This window comes from uncultured Reyranella sp., assembly GCF_945957355.1.
Taxonomy (GTDB): Bacteria; Pseudomonadota; Alphaproteobacteria; order Reyranellales; family Reyranellaceae; genus Reyranella.
Genome location: NZ_CAMFKM010000004.1, coordinates 282,518 through 298,555, shown reverse-complemented (window position 1 = coordinate 298,555; position 16,038 = coordinate 282,518). Strand labels below are relative to the sequence as shown.

At 64.3% G+C, this 16,038-nt stretch carries 14 protein-coding genes, 2 tRNA genes and 1 pseudogene; all 17 read right to left on the bottom strand.

Features of this window, described 5'->3' with window-relative positions:
• Positions 1–8: 8 nt before the first annotated feature.
• Positions 9–317: an NADH-quinone oxidoreductase subunit NuoK gene (gene nuoK / locus Q0Q48_RS09255; protein ID WP_295136848.1), complete on the bottom strand. Its 309-nt coding sequence runs from the start codon at positions 315–317 to the stop codon at positions 9–11.
• On the bottom strand, positions 317–931 hold the full coding sequence (locus Q0Q48_RS09250; protein WP_295136847.1) for an NADH-quinone oxidoreductase subunit J: 615 nt from the start codon (positions 929–931) through the stop codon (positions 317–319). Before Q0Q48_RS09250 ends, nuoK begins: the two co-directional genes overlap by 1 nt.
• A gap of 25 nt (positions 932–956) precedes the next feature.
• Positions 957–1,445 carry an NADH-quinone oxidoreductase subunit NuoI gene (nuoI, locus tag Q0Q48_RS09245; protein ID WP_295136846.1) on the bottom strand — a complete coding sequence of 163 codons (489 nt, stop codon included), beginning with the start codon at positions 1,443–1,445 and terminating at the stop codon, positions 957–959.
• Between the two features lie 12 nt (positions 1,446–1,457).
• Positions 1,458–2,483: an NADH-quinone oxidoreductase subunit NuoH gene (gene nuoH / locus Q0Q48_RS09240; protein WP_295136934.1), complete on the bottom strand. Its 1,026-nt coding sequence runs from the start codon at positions 2,481–2,483 to the stop codon at positions 1,458–1,460.
• 15 nt (positions 2,484–2,498) lie between these two features.
• Positions 2,499–4,547: an NADH-quinone oxidoreductase subunit NuoG gene (gene nuoG, locus Q0Q48_RS09235; protein ID WP_295136845.1), complete on the bottom strand. Its 2,049-nt coding sequence runs from the start codon at positions 4,545–4,547 to the stop codon at positions 2,499–2,501.
• A gap of 15 nt (positions 4,548–4,562) precedes the next feature.
• Positions 4,563–5,846 carry an NADH-quinone oxidoreductase subunit NuoF gene (gene nuoF / locus Q0Q48_RS09230; RefSeq protein WP_295136844.1) on the bottom strand — a complete coding sequence of 428 codons (1,284 nt, stop codon included), beginning with the start codon at positions 5,844–5,846 and terminating at the stop codon, positions 4,563–4,565.
• 3 nt (positions 5,847–5,849) lie between these two features.
• Complete coding sequence (locus tag Q0Q48_RS09225) at positions 5,850–6,431, bottom strand: NAD(P)H-dependent oxidoreductase subunit E (RefSeq protein WP_295136843.1); 582 nt, start codon at positions 6,429–6,431, stop codon at positions 5,850–5,852.
• Positions 6,432–6,442: 11 nt separating this feature from the next.
• Complete coding sequence (locus tag Q0Q48_RS09220; protein ID WP_295136842.1) at positions 6,443–7,627, bottom strand: NADH-quinone oxidoreductase subunit D; 1,185 nt, start codon at positions 7,625–7,627, stop codon at positions 6,443–6,445.
• Position 7,628: 1 nt separating this feature from the next.
• Entirely contained in the window at positions 7,629–8,270 is a 642-nt protein-coding gene (locus Q0Q48_RS09215; RefSeq protein ID WP_295136841.1) for an NADH-quinone oxidoreductase subunit C, read from the bottom strand.
• Positions 8,270–8,743: pseudogene (locus Q0Q48_RS09210) on the bottom strand (NADH-quinone oxidoreductase subunit B family protein); the annotation flags it as partial. The pseudogene Q0Q48_RS09210 and the gene Q0Q48_RS09215, both read right to left, overlap by 1 nt.
• Before the next feature lie 50 nt (positions 8,744–8,793).
• Positions 8,794–9,159, bottom strand: coding sequence for an NADH-quinone oxidoreductase subunit A (locus Q0Q48_RS09205; RefSeq protein WP_295136840.1), 366 nt, complete (start codon positions 9,157–9,159; stop codon positions 8,794–8,796).
• 45 nt (positions 9,160–9,204) lie between these two features.
• A tRNA-Asp gene (locus tag Q0Q48_RS09200) sits at positions 9,205–9,281 on the bottom strand.
• Between the two features lie 325 nt (positions 9,282–9,606).
• Complete coding sequence (locus tag Q0Q48_RS09195; RefSeq protein ID WP_295136839.1) at positions 9,607–11,628, bottom strand: DUF3857 domain-containing protein; 2,022 nt, start codon at positions 11,626–11,628, stop codon at positions 9,607–9,609.
• Positions 11,629–11,654: 26 nt separating this feature from the next.
• Positions 11,655–11,729, bottom strand: a tRNA-Val gene (locus Q0Q48_RS09190).
• Positions 11,730–11,763: 34 nt separating this feature from the next.
• Positions 11,764–12,036: an HU family DNA-binding protein gene (locus Q0Q48_RS09185; RefSeq protein WP_295136838.1), complete on the bottom strand. Its 273-nt coding sequence runs from the start codon at positions 12,034–12,036 to the stop codon at positions 11,764–11,766.
• Between the two features lie 148 nt (positions 12,037–12,184).
• Positions 12,185–14,584: an endopeptidase La gene (gene lon, locus Q0Q48_RS09180; RefSeq protein ID WP_295136837.1), complete on the bottom strand. Its 2,400-nt coding sequence runs from the start codon at positions 14,582–14,584 to the stop codon at positions 12,185–12,187.
• Positions 14,585–14,759: 175 nt separating this feature from the next.
• A complete protein-coding gene (gene clpX, locus Q0Q48_RS09175) occupies positions 14,760–16,031 on the bottom strand; it encodes an ATP-dependent Clp protease ATP-binding subunit ClpX (RefSeq protein ID WP_295136836.1) in 1,272 nt (423 codons plus the stop codon).
• Positions 16,032–16,038 lie beyond the last annotated feature (7 nt).

Below are 16,038 nucleotides of genomic sequence, written 5' to 3'. Positions count from 1 at the left end.
GCGCGCCCCTAGCCCTTCATCGCATTGATGTCTTCGACGGCGATCGTTCCGCGGTTGCGGAAATAGACCACCAGGATCGCCAGCCCGATCGCCGCCTCGGCGGCGGCCACGGTCAGCACCAGCATGGCGAAGATCTGTCCCACGACGTTGCCTTGGAAGACCGAGAAGGCCACCAGGTTGATGTTCACCGCGAGCAGCATCAGCTCGACGCACATCAGGATGACGATGACGTTCTTGCGGTTCAGGAAGATGCCCAGGATGCCCATCGTGAAGAGCACCGCGGCGACCGTGAGGTAATGGCCCAGCCCGATCGTCATCACACCCCTCCCCGCGTCGGCACCTTGACCACGGTGACGGACTGTTCCTTCGTGCGGTTGATCTGGTCGACGGCCTTCTGGCGGCGGACGCCCGGCCGGCTCCGCAGGGTGAGCACGATGGCACCGATCATGGCGACCAGCAGCACCAGGCCCGCGACCTGGAAGAGATAGAAGTACTGGGTGTAGAGCACCCGGCCGATGGCGCGTGTGTTGTCGATCGCCATGACCTGGGCGCCGTGCGCGTTCAGGCCCGCGACCGTCGTCGACCCGGCGCCGATGATGCCGACACCGAGCAGCAGCTCCGCGAACAGCACCGCGCCGATCAGCGCGCCCACCGGGAAGTAGGCAAGGAACCCTTCCTTCAGTTCCGTGAGGTTGATGTCGAGCATCATGACCACGAAGAGGAAGAGCACCGCCACCGCGCCGACATAGACGATGACCAGGATCATCGCGATGAACTCGGCGCCGATCAGCAGGAACAGGCCCGCGGCGTTGAAGAACGCCAGGATCAGGAACAGCACCGAATAGACGGGATTGCGTGAGACCACGACCATGGCGGCCGCAGCCACCGTGATCGCGGCGAAGACGTAGAAGGCCAGGGCCTGGAGTATCATGATCTGTTTCTCTCCCCCGCCCGGCTCAGCGATAAGCCGCTTCGGAGTGGAGGTTCGCCGCGATCAGGGTCTCCCACCGGTCGCCGTTCGCGAGCAGCTTGTCCTTGTTGTACATGAGTTCCTCGCGCGTCTCGGTCGAGAACTCGAAGTTCGGCCCTTCCACGATCGCATCGACCGGGCAGGCTTCCTGGCAGAAGCCACAGTAGATGCACTTGGTCATGTCGATGTCGTAGCGCGTCGTGCGGCGGCTGCCGTCGTCGCGCGGCTCGGCCTCGATGGTGATGGCCTGGGCGGGGCAGATCGCCTCGCACAGCTTGCACGCGATGCAGCGCTCCTCGCCGTTGGGATAGCGGCGCAGCGCGTGCTCGCCGCGGAAGCGCGGGCTGAGCGGCCCCTTCTCATAGGGATAATTCACCGTCACCTTGGGCTTGAACATGTACTTCAGGGTGAGGGCGAAGCCCGCCACCAGCTCGGAGAGCAGGAAGGCGCGTGCGGTACGGTCGAGGGAAGCCATTGGTGAACTCTCCTAGGGCTTCGGCAGCCAGCCGCCGAACTGCAGGACGGCGGCGGTGAGGACGACCCAGCCCAGCGACACGGGCAGGAACACCTTCCAGCCCAGCCGCATCAGCTGGTCGTAGCGGTAGCGAGGCAGCGTGCCCTTGGTCCAGCTGAAGATGAACAGAAGGAACGCGATCTTGAGGGCGAACCAGATCACACCCGGGACGAGCGTGAACGGTGCGTAAGGAACCGGCGAATGCCAACCGCCCAGGAACAGGACCGCGCCCAGGGCCGAGAGCAGGATCATGTTGGCGTATTCGCCGAGGAAGAACAGGCCGAAGGTCATGGCCGAGTATTCGGTGTGGAAGCCCGCCACCAGCTCGGCTTCCGACATCGGCAGGTCGAACGGTGTGCGGTTCGTCTCCGCGAGCGCGGAGATGAAGAAGATCACGAACATCGGCAGCAGCGGCAGCCAGAACCAGTTCCAGAACCAGCCGGACTGGGCGATCACGACCTGCGACAGGTTGAGCGAGCCGACGCAGAGCAGCACGGTGATCAGCACGAAGCCGATCGAGACCTCGTAGGACACCATCTGCGCTGCCGAGCGCAGCGCGCCCAGGAACGCATACTTCGAGTTCGAGGCCCAGCCGGCGATGATGATGCCGTAGACACCGAGCGACGAGATGGCGAAGAGATAGAGGATGCCCACGTTGATGTCGGCGATGACCCAGCCGCTGTCGAACGGCACGACCGCCCAGGCAACCAGAGCGGTCATGAAGGCGATCATCGGCGCGATGATGAACAGGATGCCGTTGGCGCTCGACGGGACGATAGTCTCCTTGAGCACGAGCTTCAGGCCGTCGGCCATCGGCTGCAGGAGACCGAAGGGTCCGACCACGTTGGGGCCGCGGCGCAACTGGATCGAGGCCCAGATCTTGCGGTCGGCATAGGTCATGTAGGCCACCGCCAGCAGCAGCGGTACCGTGACGGCAAGGCACTGCAGCAGGATCAGCAACGCAATGCCGAGCCAGTTGGTCGTGAAGAAGGTGTGGATTTCGGCGAACATGCCCTACTCCGCCGCCATGAGATGCGCCCGCGAGGCCATGCAATCCGCCATGGTCTTCGACGCGCGGCTGATCGGGCAGGTCATGTAGAAATTCGGTACCGCAGACTTGAACGGCTCATCGCTGGTCGCGCCCGGCGTGCCGAACGCCCCCCAGGCGGCGGGTGCCTGCTGGTCGATGGCCGCAAACACCTTGTTAACGGCCACGAGGCGCGCACGGACCTGATGCAACGTGTCGTAGGGCAGCGTCTTGCCCAGACGCTCCGAAAGCGCACGCAGGATCGCCCAATCCTCCCGCGCGTCGCCCGGCGGATAGCCCGCGCGACGGCCGACCTGCACGCGACCTTCGGTGTTCACATAGATGCCCGGCTTCTCGGTATAGGTCGCGCCCGGCAAGATCACGTCGGCGCGATGGGCGCCGGCGTCGCCATGGTGGCCCTGGTAGATCACGAACGCCTTGCCGAGCTTGGCCATGTCGATCTCGTCGGCGGCCAGCAGATAGACCGCCTCGATCTCCTTGTTCTGGCAGCCTTCCAGAATGCTGGCGACGTCGCGGCCGCCCTGCCCGGGCACCAGGCCGAGATCGAGACCGCCGACGCGGGCCGCCGCCGTGTGCAGCACGGCAAAGCCGTTCCAATCCTCGCGGACCGCATTCAGCTTCTCGGCCAGCTCGCGGGCCATTGCCAGGACCGCAGCGCCGTCCTCGCGGGCCAGCGCCCCCATTCCGACGACGATCAGCGGGTGCGTTGCGCCCTTGAGCTTCTCGAAGAAGCCGATCTTGCCGTCGACCAGCTCGCGCAGGGTGGCAGGCCCCGCCCCCAGACGCTCGACCGGATAGGTCAAGTCCTCGGCCGGGCCGATGCTCGCGATGGCGACGTTGCCATGGACGTAGCGCTTGCGGATGCGCGCATTCAGCACCGGCGACTCGGTGCGCGGATTGCTGCCGATCAGCAGAATCGCATCCGCCTGGTCGATGCCGCGCACGCCTGCATTGAAGATGTAGCTGCCGCGCGGTCCATCGAGCTTGGCGCCATCCTGGCGGCAGTCGATGTTGGGCGAACCCAGCGAAGCCATGAGATCCTTAAGCGCCACCATCGATTCGGCATCGCACTGGTCGCCGACGATCGCCGCGATCTTGCTTCCGTCCAGACCACTCAGCTTGGCGGCGATGGCCGCGAAGGCCGCATCCCAGGTCGCCTCGACGAGCTTGCCCTTGGTGCGAACGTAAGGCCGATCCAAGCGCTGGTGGCGCAGGCCGTCGAGCGCATGGCGCGTCTTGTCGGAGATCCACTCCTCATTCACGTCGTCATTCAGTCGCGGCAGGATGCGCATGACCTGCGCGCCGCGCGTGTCGATGCGGATGTTGGAGCCAAGCGCATCGAGAACGTCGACTGACTCCGTCTTGGTGAGTTCCCAAGGACGCGCTTCGAAGGCGTAAGGCTTCGAGGTCAGCGCGCCGACCGGACAGAGATCGACGAGGTTGCCGGCGAGTTCGGTCGACAGAGCCTGCTCGACATAGGTCGTGACTTCCATGCTCTCGCCGCGGCCCGTGGCGCCCAGCTGCTCGACACCCGCGACCTCGGTCGCGAAGCGGATGCAGCGCGTGCAATGGATGCAGCGGTTCATCGAGGTCTTCACGAGCGGGCCGAGTTCCTTGTCGGGCACCGCGCGCTTGTTCTCGTGGTAACGGCTGCGGTCGAAACCGTAAGCCATCGCCTGGTCCTGCAGATCGCACTCGCCGCCCTGGTCGCAGATCGGACAATCCAGCGGGTGGTTGATCAGCAGGAATTCCATCACGCCCTTGCGGGCCTTCTGCACGGTCGGGGTCTTGGTGAAGATCTCCTGCTTGTCGGCGACCGGCAGCGCACAGCTTGCCTGCGGCTTGGGTGGACCGGGCTTCACCTCGACCAGGCACATGCGGCAGTTGCCGGCGATGGACAGCCGGTCATGGTAACAGAAGCGCGGAATCTCGATGCCCGCAAGCTCACAGGCCTGCAGCACGGTGATGCCGGCCGGCACCTCCAACTCGACGCCGTCGATCTTGACCTTGGGCATTGACTGCTCCCCGCCCTACTCGGCCGCCAGTTTTTCGGTGCGCGCGCGGATGCGGCGCTCCATCTCGGGGCGGAAATGCCGGATCAGGCCCTGGATCGGCCACGCTGCCGCGTCGCCCAACGCGCAGATCGTGTGACCCTCGACCTGCTTGGTCACGTCCTCGAGCGCGTCGATCTCCTCGATCCGCGCATTGCCCGTGACCATCCTCTCCATGACACGCCACATCCAACCGGTGCCCTCGCGGCACGGCGTGCACTGACCGCAGCTCTCGTGCTTGTAGAAGTAACTGAGCCGTGCGATCGCCTTCACGACGTCGGTCGACTTGTCCATGACGATGACCGCTGCGGTGCCGAGGCCCGAGCGCTGGTCGCGCAGAGAGTCGAAATCCATCAACTGATTATCGCAGATCGACTTCGGCAGAAGCGGTACCGAGGCCCCACCGGGAATAACCGCCAGGAGATTGTCCCAGCCACCACGCACGCCGCCGCAGTGACGATCGATCAGCTCGCGCAGTGGAATACCCATCTCCTCTTCCACGTTGCACGGCTTGTTCACGTGGCCAGAGATGCAGAAGAGCTTGGTGCCGGTGTTATTCGGCCGGCCGATGCCCGCGAACCAGGCTGCGCCGCGGCGCAGGATGGTCGGCGCGACGGCGATCGATTCGACGTTGTTCACCGTGGTCGGGCAGCCATAGAGGCCGGCGCCGGCCGGGAACGGCGGCTTCAGCCGCGGCATGCCCTTCTTGCCCTCGAGGCTCTCGAGCAGCGCGGTCTCCTCGCCGCAGATGTAGGCACCGGCGCCGCGGTGGACGTGAAGGTCGAAGTCCCAGCCCGAACCGCAGGCATTCTTGCCCAGCAGGCCCGCGTCATACGCTTCCTTGATGGCGGCGATCAGATGCTGCGCTTCGTTGTAGAATTCGCCGCGCACATAGATGTAGCCGGCATTGGCGCGCATCGCGAAGCCCGCGACCAGGCAACCCTCGATCAAGAGGTGCGGATCGTGACGCAGGATGTCGCGATCCTTGCAGGTGCCCGGCTCCGACTCGTCGGCATTGACGACCAGGTAGTGCGGACGGTCCTTCACTTCCTTGGGCATGAAGGACCACTTCATGCCGGTCGGGAAGCCCGCGCCGCCGCGGCCGCGCAGGCCCGACTTCTTCATCTCGTCGATGATCCAGTCGACGCCCTTGTCGAGGATCGCCTTGGTGTTGTCCCAGGCGCCGCGCGCCCGCGCGCCGGCCAGGCGCCAGTCGTGGACGCCGTAGAGATTGGTGAAGATGCGGTCCTTGTCGCTGAGCATCGTCTATTCGCCCTTCAGCGTCGTCGGGCCACCCTCGGGCGCCGAGGTCTGGCGGTCCACCTGGGGCCCGGGCTTCGGCGTCTCACCGCGCCGGAACGCGTCGAGCACCTTGTTCATCGAGGCTTCGTCGAGATCCTCGTAGAAATCGTCGTTGATCTGCACGACCGGCGCGTTGACGCAGCCGCCGAGGCACTCGACCTCCTGCACGCTGAACGTCTCGCCGTCGGCCGCGTGCTGGCAGGCCTTCATGACGGCATCCGAGCCGCGCAGCCAGCACGGCGTCGTGGTGCAGACCTGCAGCAGGTACTTACCCTTCGGCCGCAGCTGGAACATCGTATAGAAGGTCGCGACCTCGTAGACGCGGATCGGCGCCATATCGAGGATGCGCGCCACCTCGTTCATCGCCGCGCGCGGCAGCCATCCGTGCTGACGCTGCGCCAGGTCCAGCACCGCGATCACGGCGCTCGCCTGACGGCCCGGCGGATAGTGCGCAATCTGCTCCTCGACCTTCGCCATGTACTCGGGCGTGAAGGCAAAGTGCTCGACCTGAGGGACGTCCTTGGGGTCGGCGGTGATCATCGCCATCGCATGGTCTCCTAGCGGTCGATCTCGCCGAACACGATGTCGAGCGAGCCGATGTTCGCCGACATATCGGCGAGCTGGTGTCCCTTGGTCATCATGTCGAGCGCCTGCAGGTGCGGGAACCCGGGAGCGCGGATCTTGCAGCGGTAGGGCTTGTTGGTACCGTCGGACACCAGGTAGACGCCGAACTCGCCCTTGGGCGCCTCGACCGCCGTGTAGGTCTCGCCGGCGGGCACCTTGTAGCCTTCGGTATAGAGCTTGAAGTGGTGGATCAGCGCTTCCATCGACCCCTTCATCTCGCCGCGCCGCGGCGGGGAGATCTTGCGATCGTCGACGCGCACCGGGCCGCCGACCGTTCGCAGCGCCTTGACGCACTGCTCCATGATGCGGGCGCTCTGGTACATCTCCTCGATGCGCACGAGGTAGCGCGCATAGCAGTCGCCGGTCTTGCCGACCGGGATGTCGAAATCCATCCGGTCGTAGACATCGTAGGGTTGCGACTTGCGCAGGTCCCACGGCAGGCCGGCCGCGCGGATCAGCGGCCCCGAGAAGCCCCAGTCGAGCGCCTGGTCGGCCGACACGACGCCGATGTCGACCGTGCGCTGACGGAAGATGCGGTTCTCGTTCAACAGGTGCTCGATGTCCTTCATGAACGGATAGAACTGCTTGATCCACCCGTCCATGGAATCGAGCATGCCCGCCGGCAGGTCCTGGTGGACGCCGCCCGGCCGGAAATAGGCCGCGTGCATACGCGAGCCGCTCACCTGCTCGTAGTATTCCATCAGCAGTTCGCGCTGCTCGAAGCCCCAGAGCGGCGGCGTCAACGCGCCGACGTCCATCGCGAAGGTCGTGACGTTCAGCAGGTGGTTGAGGATACGTGAGATTTCGGCGAACAGCACGCGGATGTACTGGCCGCGCTCCGGCGCCTCGATGCCCAGCAGCTTCTCGACCGCGAGAGCGTAGGCGTGCTCCTGGTTCATCGGCGAGACGTAGTCGAGCCGGTCGAAATACGGCACCGCCTGGAGGTAGCTCTTGTACTCGATCAGTTTCTCGGTGCCGCGATGCAGCAGGCCGATATGCGGATCGCAGCGCTCGACGATCTCGCCGTCCATCTCGACGACGAGGCGAAGCACGCCGTGGGCCGCCGGATGCTGCGGCCCGAAGTTCATGGTCAGTGTCTTGATCTCGACGTCGGACATGTCAGTTCGCCTTCGCCGGTGCGGGCGCCGGCGCCGCAGCCGCTTCCTGGGCCTTCTCGTCGCCTGGAAGAACCCTGGGCGCGCCCTCCCAGGGGCTGAGGAAGTCGAAGCGGCGGAATTCCTGCGCGAGCTTCACTGGTTCGTAGACCACGCGCTTCTGCACGTCGTCCCAACGCAACTCGACGAAGCCGGTCAGGGGGAAATCCTTGCGCAGCGGATGACCCTCGAAGCCGTAGTCCGTAAGGATTCGGCGAAGGTCGGGGTGGCCGGAGAACCATACACCGTAAAGATCGTAGGTCTCACGCTCGAACCAGCCGGCTGAACTGTAGACCTGCGACGCCGACGGCACGGGCGTGGTCTCGTCGGTCATCAGCTTCACGCGGATGCGCTGGTTGTTCTTGATGCTGAGAAGATTGTAGACGACGTCGAAGCGCTTCTCGCGCTCGGGCCAGTCGACGCCGCAGACATCGATGAGCTGCTTGAACAGGCACTTCGGATCGTCGCGCAGGTAGGTCAGGAGCGCGATCACATTGTCCGGCGTCGTCTCCAGCATCAGCTCGCCGAGGCGCACCTCCGCCCCGGAAACCACACCCGCTTGCGCTTGGGCGATATGACCCGCGAGTTCCTTAAGGGTCTCGCTCATCAGCGCACCAGCGTGCCCGTGCGACGGACCTTCTTCTGAAGCTGCAGCACGCCGTAGAGCAGCGCTTCGGCGGTCGGCGGACAGCCCGGCACGTAGACGTCGACCGGAACGATGCGATCGCAGCCGCGCACCACGGAGTAGCTGTAGTGATAGTAACCGCCGCCGTTGGCGCAGGAGCCCATCGAGATCACGTAGCGCGGCTCGGCCATCTGGTCGTAGACCTTGCGCAACGCCGGAGCCATCTTGTTGGTCAGCGTGCCGGCCACGATCATCACGTCGGCGGCGCGCGGGCTCGGCATCGGCGCAAAGCCGAAGCGATCGAGATCGTAGCGGCTCATCCAGCAATGGATCATCTCGACGCCACAGCAGGCCAGGCCGAAGGTCAGCCCCCACATCGAACCGGTGCGCGCCCAGTTGACCAGCTTGTCGAGCTGGGCGACGACGAAGCCCTTGTCGGCGAGCTCGTCGTTCAAGGCCCGCGACAGAGCCGCCTCGGCGGCCGTGTTGGGTTTGGCCGGAGTGATCACTCCCATTCCAGGGCTCCCTTACGCCACTCGTAGATGAACCCCACCGTCAGCACGCCGAGGAAGAGCATCATCGACCAGAAGCCGAAGACGCCAATGTCGCCCAGCGCCACCGCCCACGGGAACAGGAACGCGACTTCGAGGTCGAAGATGATGAAGAGGATCGCGACGAGATAGAAGCGAACGTCGAACTGGCCGCGCGCGTCGTCGAACGGGGCGAAACCGCATTCGAACGGCGACAGCTTTTCCGAGTTCGGATTCTGGCGGGCGATCAGATATGATCCGCCGAGCATGGCGCAGACCAGCCCGAAGGCTAGTCCGAGGAAGATCAGGATTGGCAGGTATTCCCGCAGAAGAGCTTCCATCGCCACCCCTTGCGCCCTGTTTTTCTGGGCTGCCAGTGTTTGGGCTGGCGCGAGCGACGGGACTCGAACCCGCGACCTCCGGCGTGACAGGCCGGCATTCTAACCAACTGAACTACGCCCGCTTTCAGCCCCAAACGGCGCGCGGAGAGATATAGGACGCCCTATTGGGTGTCAAGCATACCGCAGCTGCTAAGGCGTCCGTAAGTGCCGGATTTCTCAGAGAATTTTCGCGTAGCATATGCCGACTGCCCGGTTTGCATCCGCGAAGCCGATGTTGCGACTCGCTCGCACCGATTCCGGCCCATGGACCTCTTCGGTTTCGATGCATTCCCGACAAGCCTATAACGCTGGCCCGCCTGACTTTCTGGCGCTTCCGACCGCTTGCGGGATCACCTGTCGGACGATGATCGCGGGCTGTCCCAGCCTCGCCGGCAATAGGGCGCCGAATTACCTGGGGACAACCGCCCTCAGGATCGTCGCCAGGACCATGATGCCAATCCACACCAGCCACGCCGTGCCGAAGTTGAGGCCGATTCCGCCAGAGGCCACCGATGCGATCCGGCCGAAGCGCTTGCGAGCCATGATATTCAGCACGTTGGTGTGCATAGCCTCGACGACACGCGCGTAGTCGCTGGCGCCGGCGGCGGGAATCGACCAGTTCGACACGGTGATCGCGCGGTCATTGATGAGCGTACGCCCTTCGACGCGCAGGCGATTGAAGAAGGAAAGGCCGTCAGCCTCCGCACCATGGTTCCACCCCTCGCCACCCCACTTGCGCGGCATCCCGAGGGTCATGCGATGGCTGAGCTTGCGCGGCCCTCCCAGCAGGATATCGCCCTTTCGATCGACCGACTTCAGCGCTCCCAGCGCGCCTGCCACCAGGAGGTCGTGGATCTGGAAGCTCAGCAGCTTCCCTTCCGCCTTCCAGCAATCGGGAATCTCATAGTGCAGAATCACCGTCAGGCAATTGTCGGCTGGATCATCACGCACGTCGATTGCACCGGTCCGATGGGCGCGCGGCCACATTGCCTGCAGATCTTTCAATTGCTCCTTCTCGTAGTCATCAGAGCCCGCATTGGCGAACCTGTGACGCACAGCATCGGCTGACCCGGAATAATACTCGACCTGCCGTGTGAGCTTTGCGGGCGAGTCGGGCTTGGGGCCGAACTCGACTTCGTCCTCGATATTGACCTGCTGCACCGGCTCGTCGGGGCCCATCCGCTCGAGCGCGTCGGCCTCACCCGAAAGCGGCAATGCCCATCCGGAATGGACCTGAGGCAGCACGGCCAACTGGCCGGACTGTTCGGGGCAGGTCGGATCGAGCCAATAGCTCCTCCCCTTCAGTCGCAGCCGCACGATGCAGTGGTTGAACAGGTCCGAGGCCGGCAGGAAATCCGGCAGACCCATGCCGTAGATCGTCGAGATAAGCGCGGCGCAGGCCTCCAATCCCAGGCGACGGGCGCCGGCGACGTAGAGTTGGGCGGCATCCTTGCAGTCGCCGAACCGGCTGGACCAGATGCTCGCCAGGTCGCGCGGCACCAGCCCGCCCTCCCCGAAGGACAGCGCGAAATAGCGCAGTTCCCGCTGCACGAAGCGCAACCATTCGACGGCGCGAACCGCCGGGTCCGGAAACTGTTCGGCCAATCGGTCGATCTCGCCAGCGAGCCCCTCGGGAATGTCGGCAGACGCGTAGTAAGGGGCGAACAGCCGCGACACCTCCGACCACGCCGAGAACTCGCTGAACTGCAGCATCGGAGCACGTGGTTGCCACGGCACCGCATACTCCTCGATCTCGCGCCGTGCCGGATTCTCCAGGGCCCAACGCGCTTCCTCGACGCCGTTCGCGAGCGTGATCGCTGCCGCCGGCGGTCCGTTGAATGGCCTGCAGGCAATCTGGCGATCGATTGGACGAAGCTGACGGTGGCGGTACTGGTAAAATGGTTGGAAGTCGTCGAAGACGACCCAACCGGCAAGCTTGTCCTTCAGCGCCGGGTTGCTGCCGGTGACCGTCAGCGCGGTCTCCACGAGGTCGCCGATACGCACGTCGGGAATCAGCAACGAGGCCGTCAGCCGTCCATTGAGCATCAGCATTTCGAGATTTGTCTCGCGCCGGAACATCTGGAATGCCTCGGCGCGGGCATGCTCCACAATCTGGCCATCGCGTACGATGCGCACATGATGAACTTCGACCCGCTCATAGGCGGGGTCGAACTCGACGCCGAAGTGCGAGACGTGTTCGGCACCGGCTCGGGTCAACACCTTCTGGACACGCCGGAAGTGCCATTGCCTCTCGGGCATACAGAGATTGACCTGGCTTTCGGACAGAAGCCGGCAGACGCCATTGTCGAAGAATCGTGCCGCGCTCGACTCTGATGGCACGGCAGGCGGCGCATGTTCGACCCAGCCAGGCAGCGGTCCGCAGCTCACCGCGGCCTGGGTGACCCCAGGCGTACCCTCGATCTGGGTCACGCCGCTCTCCCATTCGGCCATGGCGTTGGTGGGCGATGACGGGATCGAACCGCCGACCGCTCCCGTGTAAAGGGAATGCTCTACCGCTGAGCTAATCGCCCGCCGCCGGTCGTAGCACAGCGATGTGTGAAAAGCCTAGTTGATCGCGTCCTTAAGGGCCTTGCTGGCCTTGAAGCGCGGGACATTTGCCGCAGGAATCTTGATCTTCTCGCCGGTCTGGGGATTGCGCCCCTCACCCGCCTTGCGCTTGGACACCTGGAACGTCCCGAACCCCACCAGAAGGACCTTTTCCTTCTTCCTGAGCGACTTGGTGATCACCGTGAGGATCGAATCGACGGCATTCGCTGCATCGACCTTGGAGAGATTCGTCGACGCGGCGACGGCGGCAATCAAATCGTGCTTGTTCACGGGCGAGCCTCTCCTGGTCCGGCAACTCGAATCTTGGGCACCCTATACCATATTTTGTGGCCACGCCGAAACGGATCGCATCATTTGGGCAAAACGAAGAAGCCCCGGATTGCTCCGGGGCTTCGCATTTTCGTTCAACCAACGGGCCTCAGTGCGCCCGGGCGGCCTCCGCCGGCTCGGCCGGCTTGGCGGCCACGGCGTCCAGATCGTTGACCCATTCGATCGCCACCAGCGGCTTCACCAGGGCGCGGGCCAGGACTTCGTCCACCGTCGAGACCGGCACGATCTCGAGGCCCTTCTTAACGTTGTCGGGAATCTCCGGCAGATCGCGCTCGTTCTCCTTGGGAATGAGCACGGTCTTGAGACCGCCGCGCAACGCCGCCAGCAGCTTCTCCTTGAGGCCGCCGATCGGCATGACCCGCCCGCGCAGGCTGATCTCGCCAGTCATGGCCACTTCCTTGCGTACCGCGATGCCGGTCAGCGCCGACACGATCGAGGTAACCATCGCCACGCCGGCGGACGGACCGTCCTTTGGCGTCGCACCCTCCGGCACGTGGATGTGGATGTCCCGCTTCTCGAAGATGCTCGACTTGATGCCGAACACGTGCGCGCGGGAACGGACATAGGCGTTCGCCGCCTGCACCGACTCCTGCATCACGTCGCCCAGTTTGCCGGTGACGCTCATGCGGCCCCGACCGGGGACCAGCACGGCCTCGATCTGCAGCAGCTCGCCGCCGACCTCGGTCCAGGCCAGGCCCGTCGTGATACCGACCAGATCCTCGAGCTCGGCCTCGCCGAAGCGGAAGCGCCGGACGCCGGCATACTTCTCGAGGTTCTTTCGGCCGATCTTCACCTTGGTCGTCCCCTTCATGAGGATTTCCTTGGTGGCCTTGCGGGCCAGGTTGGCGATCTCGCGCTCCAGGTTACGGACGCCCGCCTCGCGCGTGTAGTAGCGCACGAGGTCGCGCACCGCGTCGTCGTGGATCTCGATCTCGCTCTCCTTGAGACCGTTCGCCTCGATCTGCTTGGGGATCAGGTGCTTGCGGGTGATCGCGACCTTCTCGTCCTCGGTGTAACCGGCGAGGCGGATGATCTCCATGCGGTCCAGCAGCGGCTGCGCCATGCGCAGCGAGTTGGCCGTGGTGATGAACATCACGTTCGACAGGTCGTAGTCGATTTCGAGATAGTGGTCGTTGAAGCTCGCGTTCTGCTCGGGGTCGAGAACCTCGAGCAGAGCCGACGACGGGTCGCCGCGGAAGTCCGCGCCGAGCTTGTCGATCTCGTCGAGCAGGAAGAGCGGGTTCGACGACTTCGCCTTCTTCATGCTCTGGATGACCTTGCCCGGCAGCGAGCCGATGTAGGTCCGCCGATGGCCGCGGATCTCCGCTTCGTCACGCACGCCGCCGAGCGACATGCGCACGAAGTTGCGTCCGGTGGCCTTGGCGATCGACTTTCCGAGCGAGGTCTTGCCGACGCCGGGCGGGCCGACGAGGCACAGGATCGGGCCCTTCATCTTGTCGACCCGCTGCTGGACCGCGAGATACTCGAGGATGCGTTCCTTCACCTTCTCGAGGCCGTGGTGGTCGGCGTTGAGAATCTCCTCGGCGTACTTCAGGTCCTTGATGATCTTGGTCGGCTTGCGCCACGGAATCGACAGCAGCCAGTCGAGGTAGTTGCGCACCACCGTCGCCTCGGCCGACATCGGGCTCATCGTCCGGAGCTTCTTCAGCTCGGCGTTGGCCTTCTCCCTCGCCTCCTTGCTGAGGCGGGTCTTCTTGATGCGCTTCTCCAGCTCGGAGACCTCGTCGCGACCGTCCTCGGTCTCGCCAAGCTCCTTCTGGATCGCCTTCATCTGTTCGTTGAGATAGTACTCGCGCTGCGTCTTCTCCATCTGACGCTTCACGCGATTGCGGATCTTCTTCTCGACCTGCAGGACGCCGATCTCGCCTTCCATCAGGCCGAGGATGCGCTCCAGACGCTTTGAGACGGAGTCGAGCTCCAGCAGCTGCTGCTTCTCAGCCACCTTCAGCGCCAGATGGGCGGAGATGGTGTCGGCGAGCTTCGCCGGCTCCTCGATCTTGTTAATCGAGACGACGACTTCCGGCGGCACCTTCTTGTTCAGCTTCACGTAGTTCTCGAATTCAGAGACCACGGTGCGGGCAGCCGCCTGCAACTCGGCGCCGTCGTCGGGCGCTTCTTCCATGTGGACGGCACGCGCCTCGAAGAAGTCGGGTCGGTCGTTGTAACCCGTGATCTTCACGCGGCGCCCGCCCTCGACCAGGACCTTGACGGTGTCATCGGGCAGCTTAAGGAGCTGCAGCACGGTACCGAGCGTGCCGATCGTGTAAATGTCGTCCGGTCCGGGATCGTCCTGGCTGGCGTTCTTCTGGGCGATCAGCAGGATTTGCTTATCGTCCTTCATGACCTCTTCGAGCGCCTTGACGCTCTTCTCCCGGCCGACGAAGAGGGGAACGATCATGCCGGGAAACACGACGATGTCGCGCAATGGCAGGACGGGGTAGACGGTTCCTTGAGTGGGGGCGTTCATGATGCCTCGCAACGTACACTGTTAGAGCTACCCGCGCCTGTACCGGGGATCCCCCTGTGGGCAATCCACGGCACGCGAACACGCGCACTCGCTGTCAGAGATTGGCCTGAACAGAGGGTTGTTCAAGCCCCGTCGGGAAGACCGCCGGCGACGGCTATCGCCGGCGCTGCAAAACTCAGGCCGGCGCGGCGGCAACGCCTTCTTTGCGCTCGCCGTGCACATAGAGCGGCTGGGCGCGTCCCTCGATGACTTCCCGGTTGATCACCACTTCCTCGACCCCTTCGAGGGACGGCAAGTCGTACATGGTATCGAGCAGGACGGTCTCCATGATGGAGCGCAGCCCTCGGGCGCCGGTCTTGCGCATGATCGCCTTCTGGGCGACCGCGCGCAGCGCATCGTCGGAGAACTTGAGCTTCACGCCCTCCATGTCGAACAGCCGCTGATACTGCTTGATCAGCGCGTTCTTCGGGCGCGTCAGGATCTCGATCAGCGCGACCTCGTCCAGGTCCTCAAGCGTGGCGACCACCGGCAGGCGGCCGACGAATTCGGGGATCAGGCCGTAGCGCAGCAGATCCTCGGGTTCAAGATCCTTCAGGATCTCGCCGGTCCGGCGATCCTCGGGCCCCCGCACTTCCGCGCCGAAACCGATCGAGGTGCCCTGGCGGCGCATCGAGATGATCTTGTCGAGGCCGGCGAAGGCACCACCGCAGATGAACAGGATGTTGGTCGTGTCGACCTGAAGGAATTCCTGCTGCGGATGCTTGCGCCCGCCCTGCGGCGGCACGGAGGCGACCGTACCTTCCATGATCTTCAGGAGAGCCTGCTGCACGCCCTCGCCCGAGACGTCCCGGGTGATCGACGGATTGTCGGACTTGCGGCTGATCTTGTCGACCTCGTCGATATAGACGATGCCGCGCTGCGCCCGCTCGACATTGTAGTCGGCCGCTTGCAGCAGCTTCAGGATGATGTTTTCGACGTCCTCGCCGACGTAACCCGCTTCCGTCAGGGTCGTAGCATCGGCCATCGTGAACGGCACATCCAGCATGCGCGCCAGCGTCTGGGCCAACAACGTCTTGCCGCAGCCCGTCGGGCCGATCAGCATGATGTTGGACTTGGCGATCTCGACTTCGTTCGACTTGCCGCCGTGGCTCAGCCGCTTGTAGTGATTATGCACGGCGACGGCGAGGATGCGCTTGGCCTGATCCTGCCCGATGACATAGTCGTCGAGGATCTGGCGGATCTCCTTGGGAGACGGCACGCCATCCTTGGACTTGACGAGGGTTGTCTTGCTCTCTTCCCGGATGATGTCCATGCAGAGCTCGACGCATTCATCGCAGATGAAGACGGTAGGCCCGGCAATGAGCTTGCGGACTTCGTGCTGGCTCTTGCCACAGAAGCTGCAATACAGGGTGTTACGGGAATCACCCCCGGACTTGGCGGCTGGCATGTCGGTA

Excerpts from the sequence above, each read along its gene's own strand:
- nuoK (WP_295136848.1), bottom strand. The coding sequence starts at position 317 with ATGACGATCGGGCTGGGCCATTACCTCACGGTCGCCGCGGTGCTCTTC.
- Q0Q48_RS09250 (WP_295136847.1), bottom strand. The coding sequence starts at position 931 with ATGATACTCCAGGCCCTGGCCTTCTACGTCTTCGCCGCGATCACGGTG.
- nuoI (WP_295136846.1), bottom strand. The coding sequence starts at position 1,445 with ATGGCTTCCCTCGACCGTACCGCACGCGCCTTCCTGCTCTCCGAGCTG.
- nuoG (WP_295136845.1), bottom strand. The coding sequence starts at position 4,547 with ATGCCCAAGGTCAAGATCGACGGCGTCGAGTTGGAGGTGCCGGCCGGC.
- nuoF (WP_295136844.1), bottom strand. The coding sequence starts at position 5,846 with ATGCTCAGCGACAAGGACCGCATCTTCACCAATCTCTACGGCGTCCAC.
- Q0Q48_RS09225 (WP_295136843.1), bottom strand. The coding sequence starts at position 6,431 with ATGGCGATGATCACCGCCGACCCCAAGGACGTCCCTCAGGTCGAGCAC.
- Q0Q48_RS09220 (WP_295136842.1), bottom strand. The coding sequence starts at position 7,627 with ATGTCCGACGTCGAGATCAAGACACTGACCATGAACTTCGGGCCGCAG.
- Q0Q48_RS09215 (WP_295136841.1), bottom strand. The coding sequence starts at position 8,270 with ATGAGCGAGACCCTTAAGGAACTCGCGGGTCATATCGCCCAAGCGCAA.
- Q0Q48_RS09205 (WP_295136840.1), bottom strand. The coding sequence starts at position 9,159 with ATGGAAGCTCTTCTGCGGGAATACCTGCCAATCCTGATCTTCCTCGGA.
- lon (WP_295136837.1), bottom strand. The coding sequence starts at position 14,584 with ATGAACGCCCCCACTCAAGGAACCGTCTACCCCGTCCTGCCATTGCGC.
- clpX (WP_295136836.1), bottom strand. The coding sequence starts at position 16,031 with ATGCCAGCCGCCAAGTCCGGGGGTGATTCCCGTAACACCCTGTATTGC.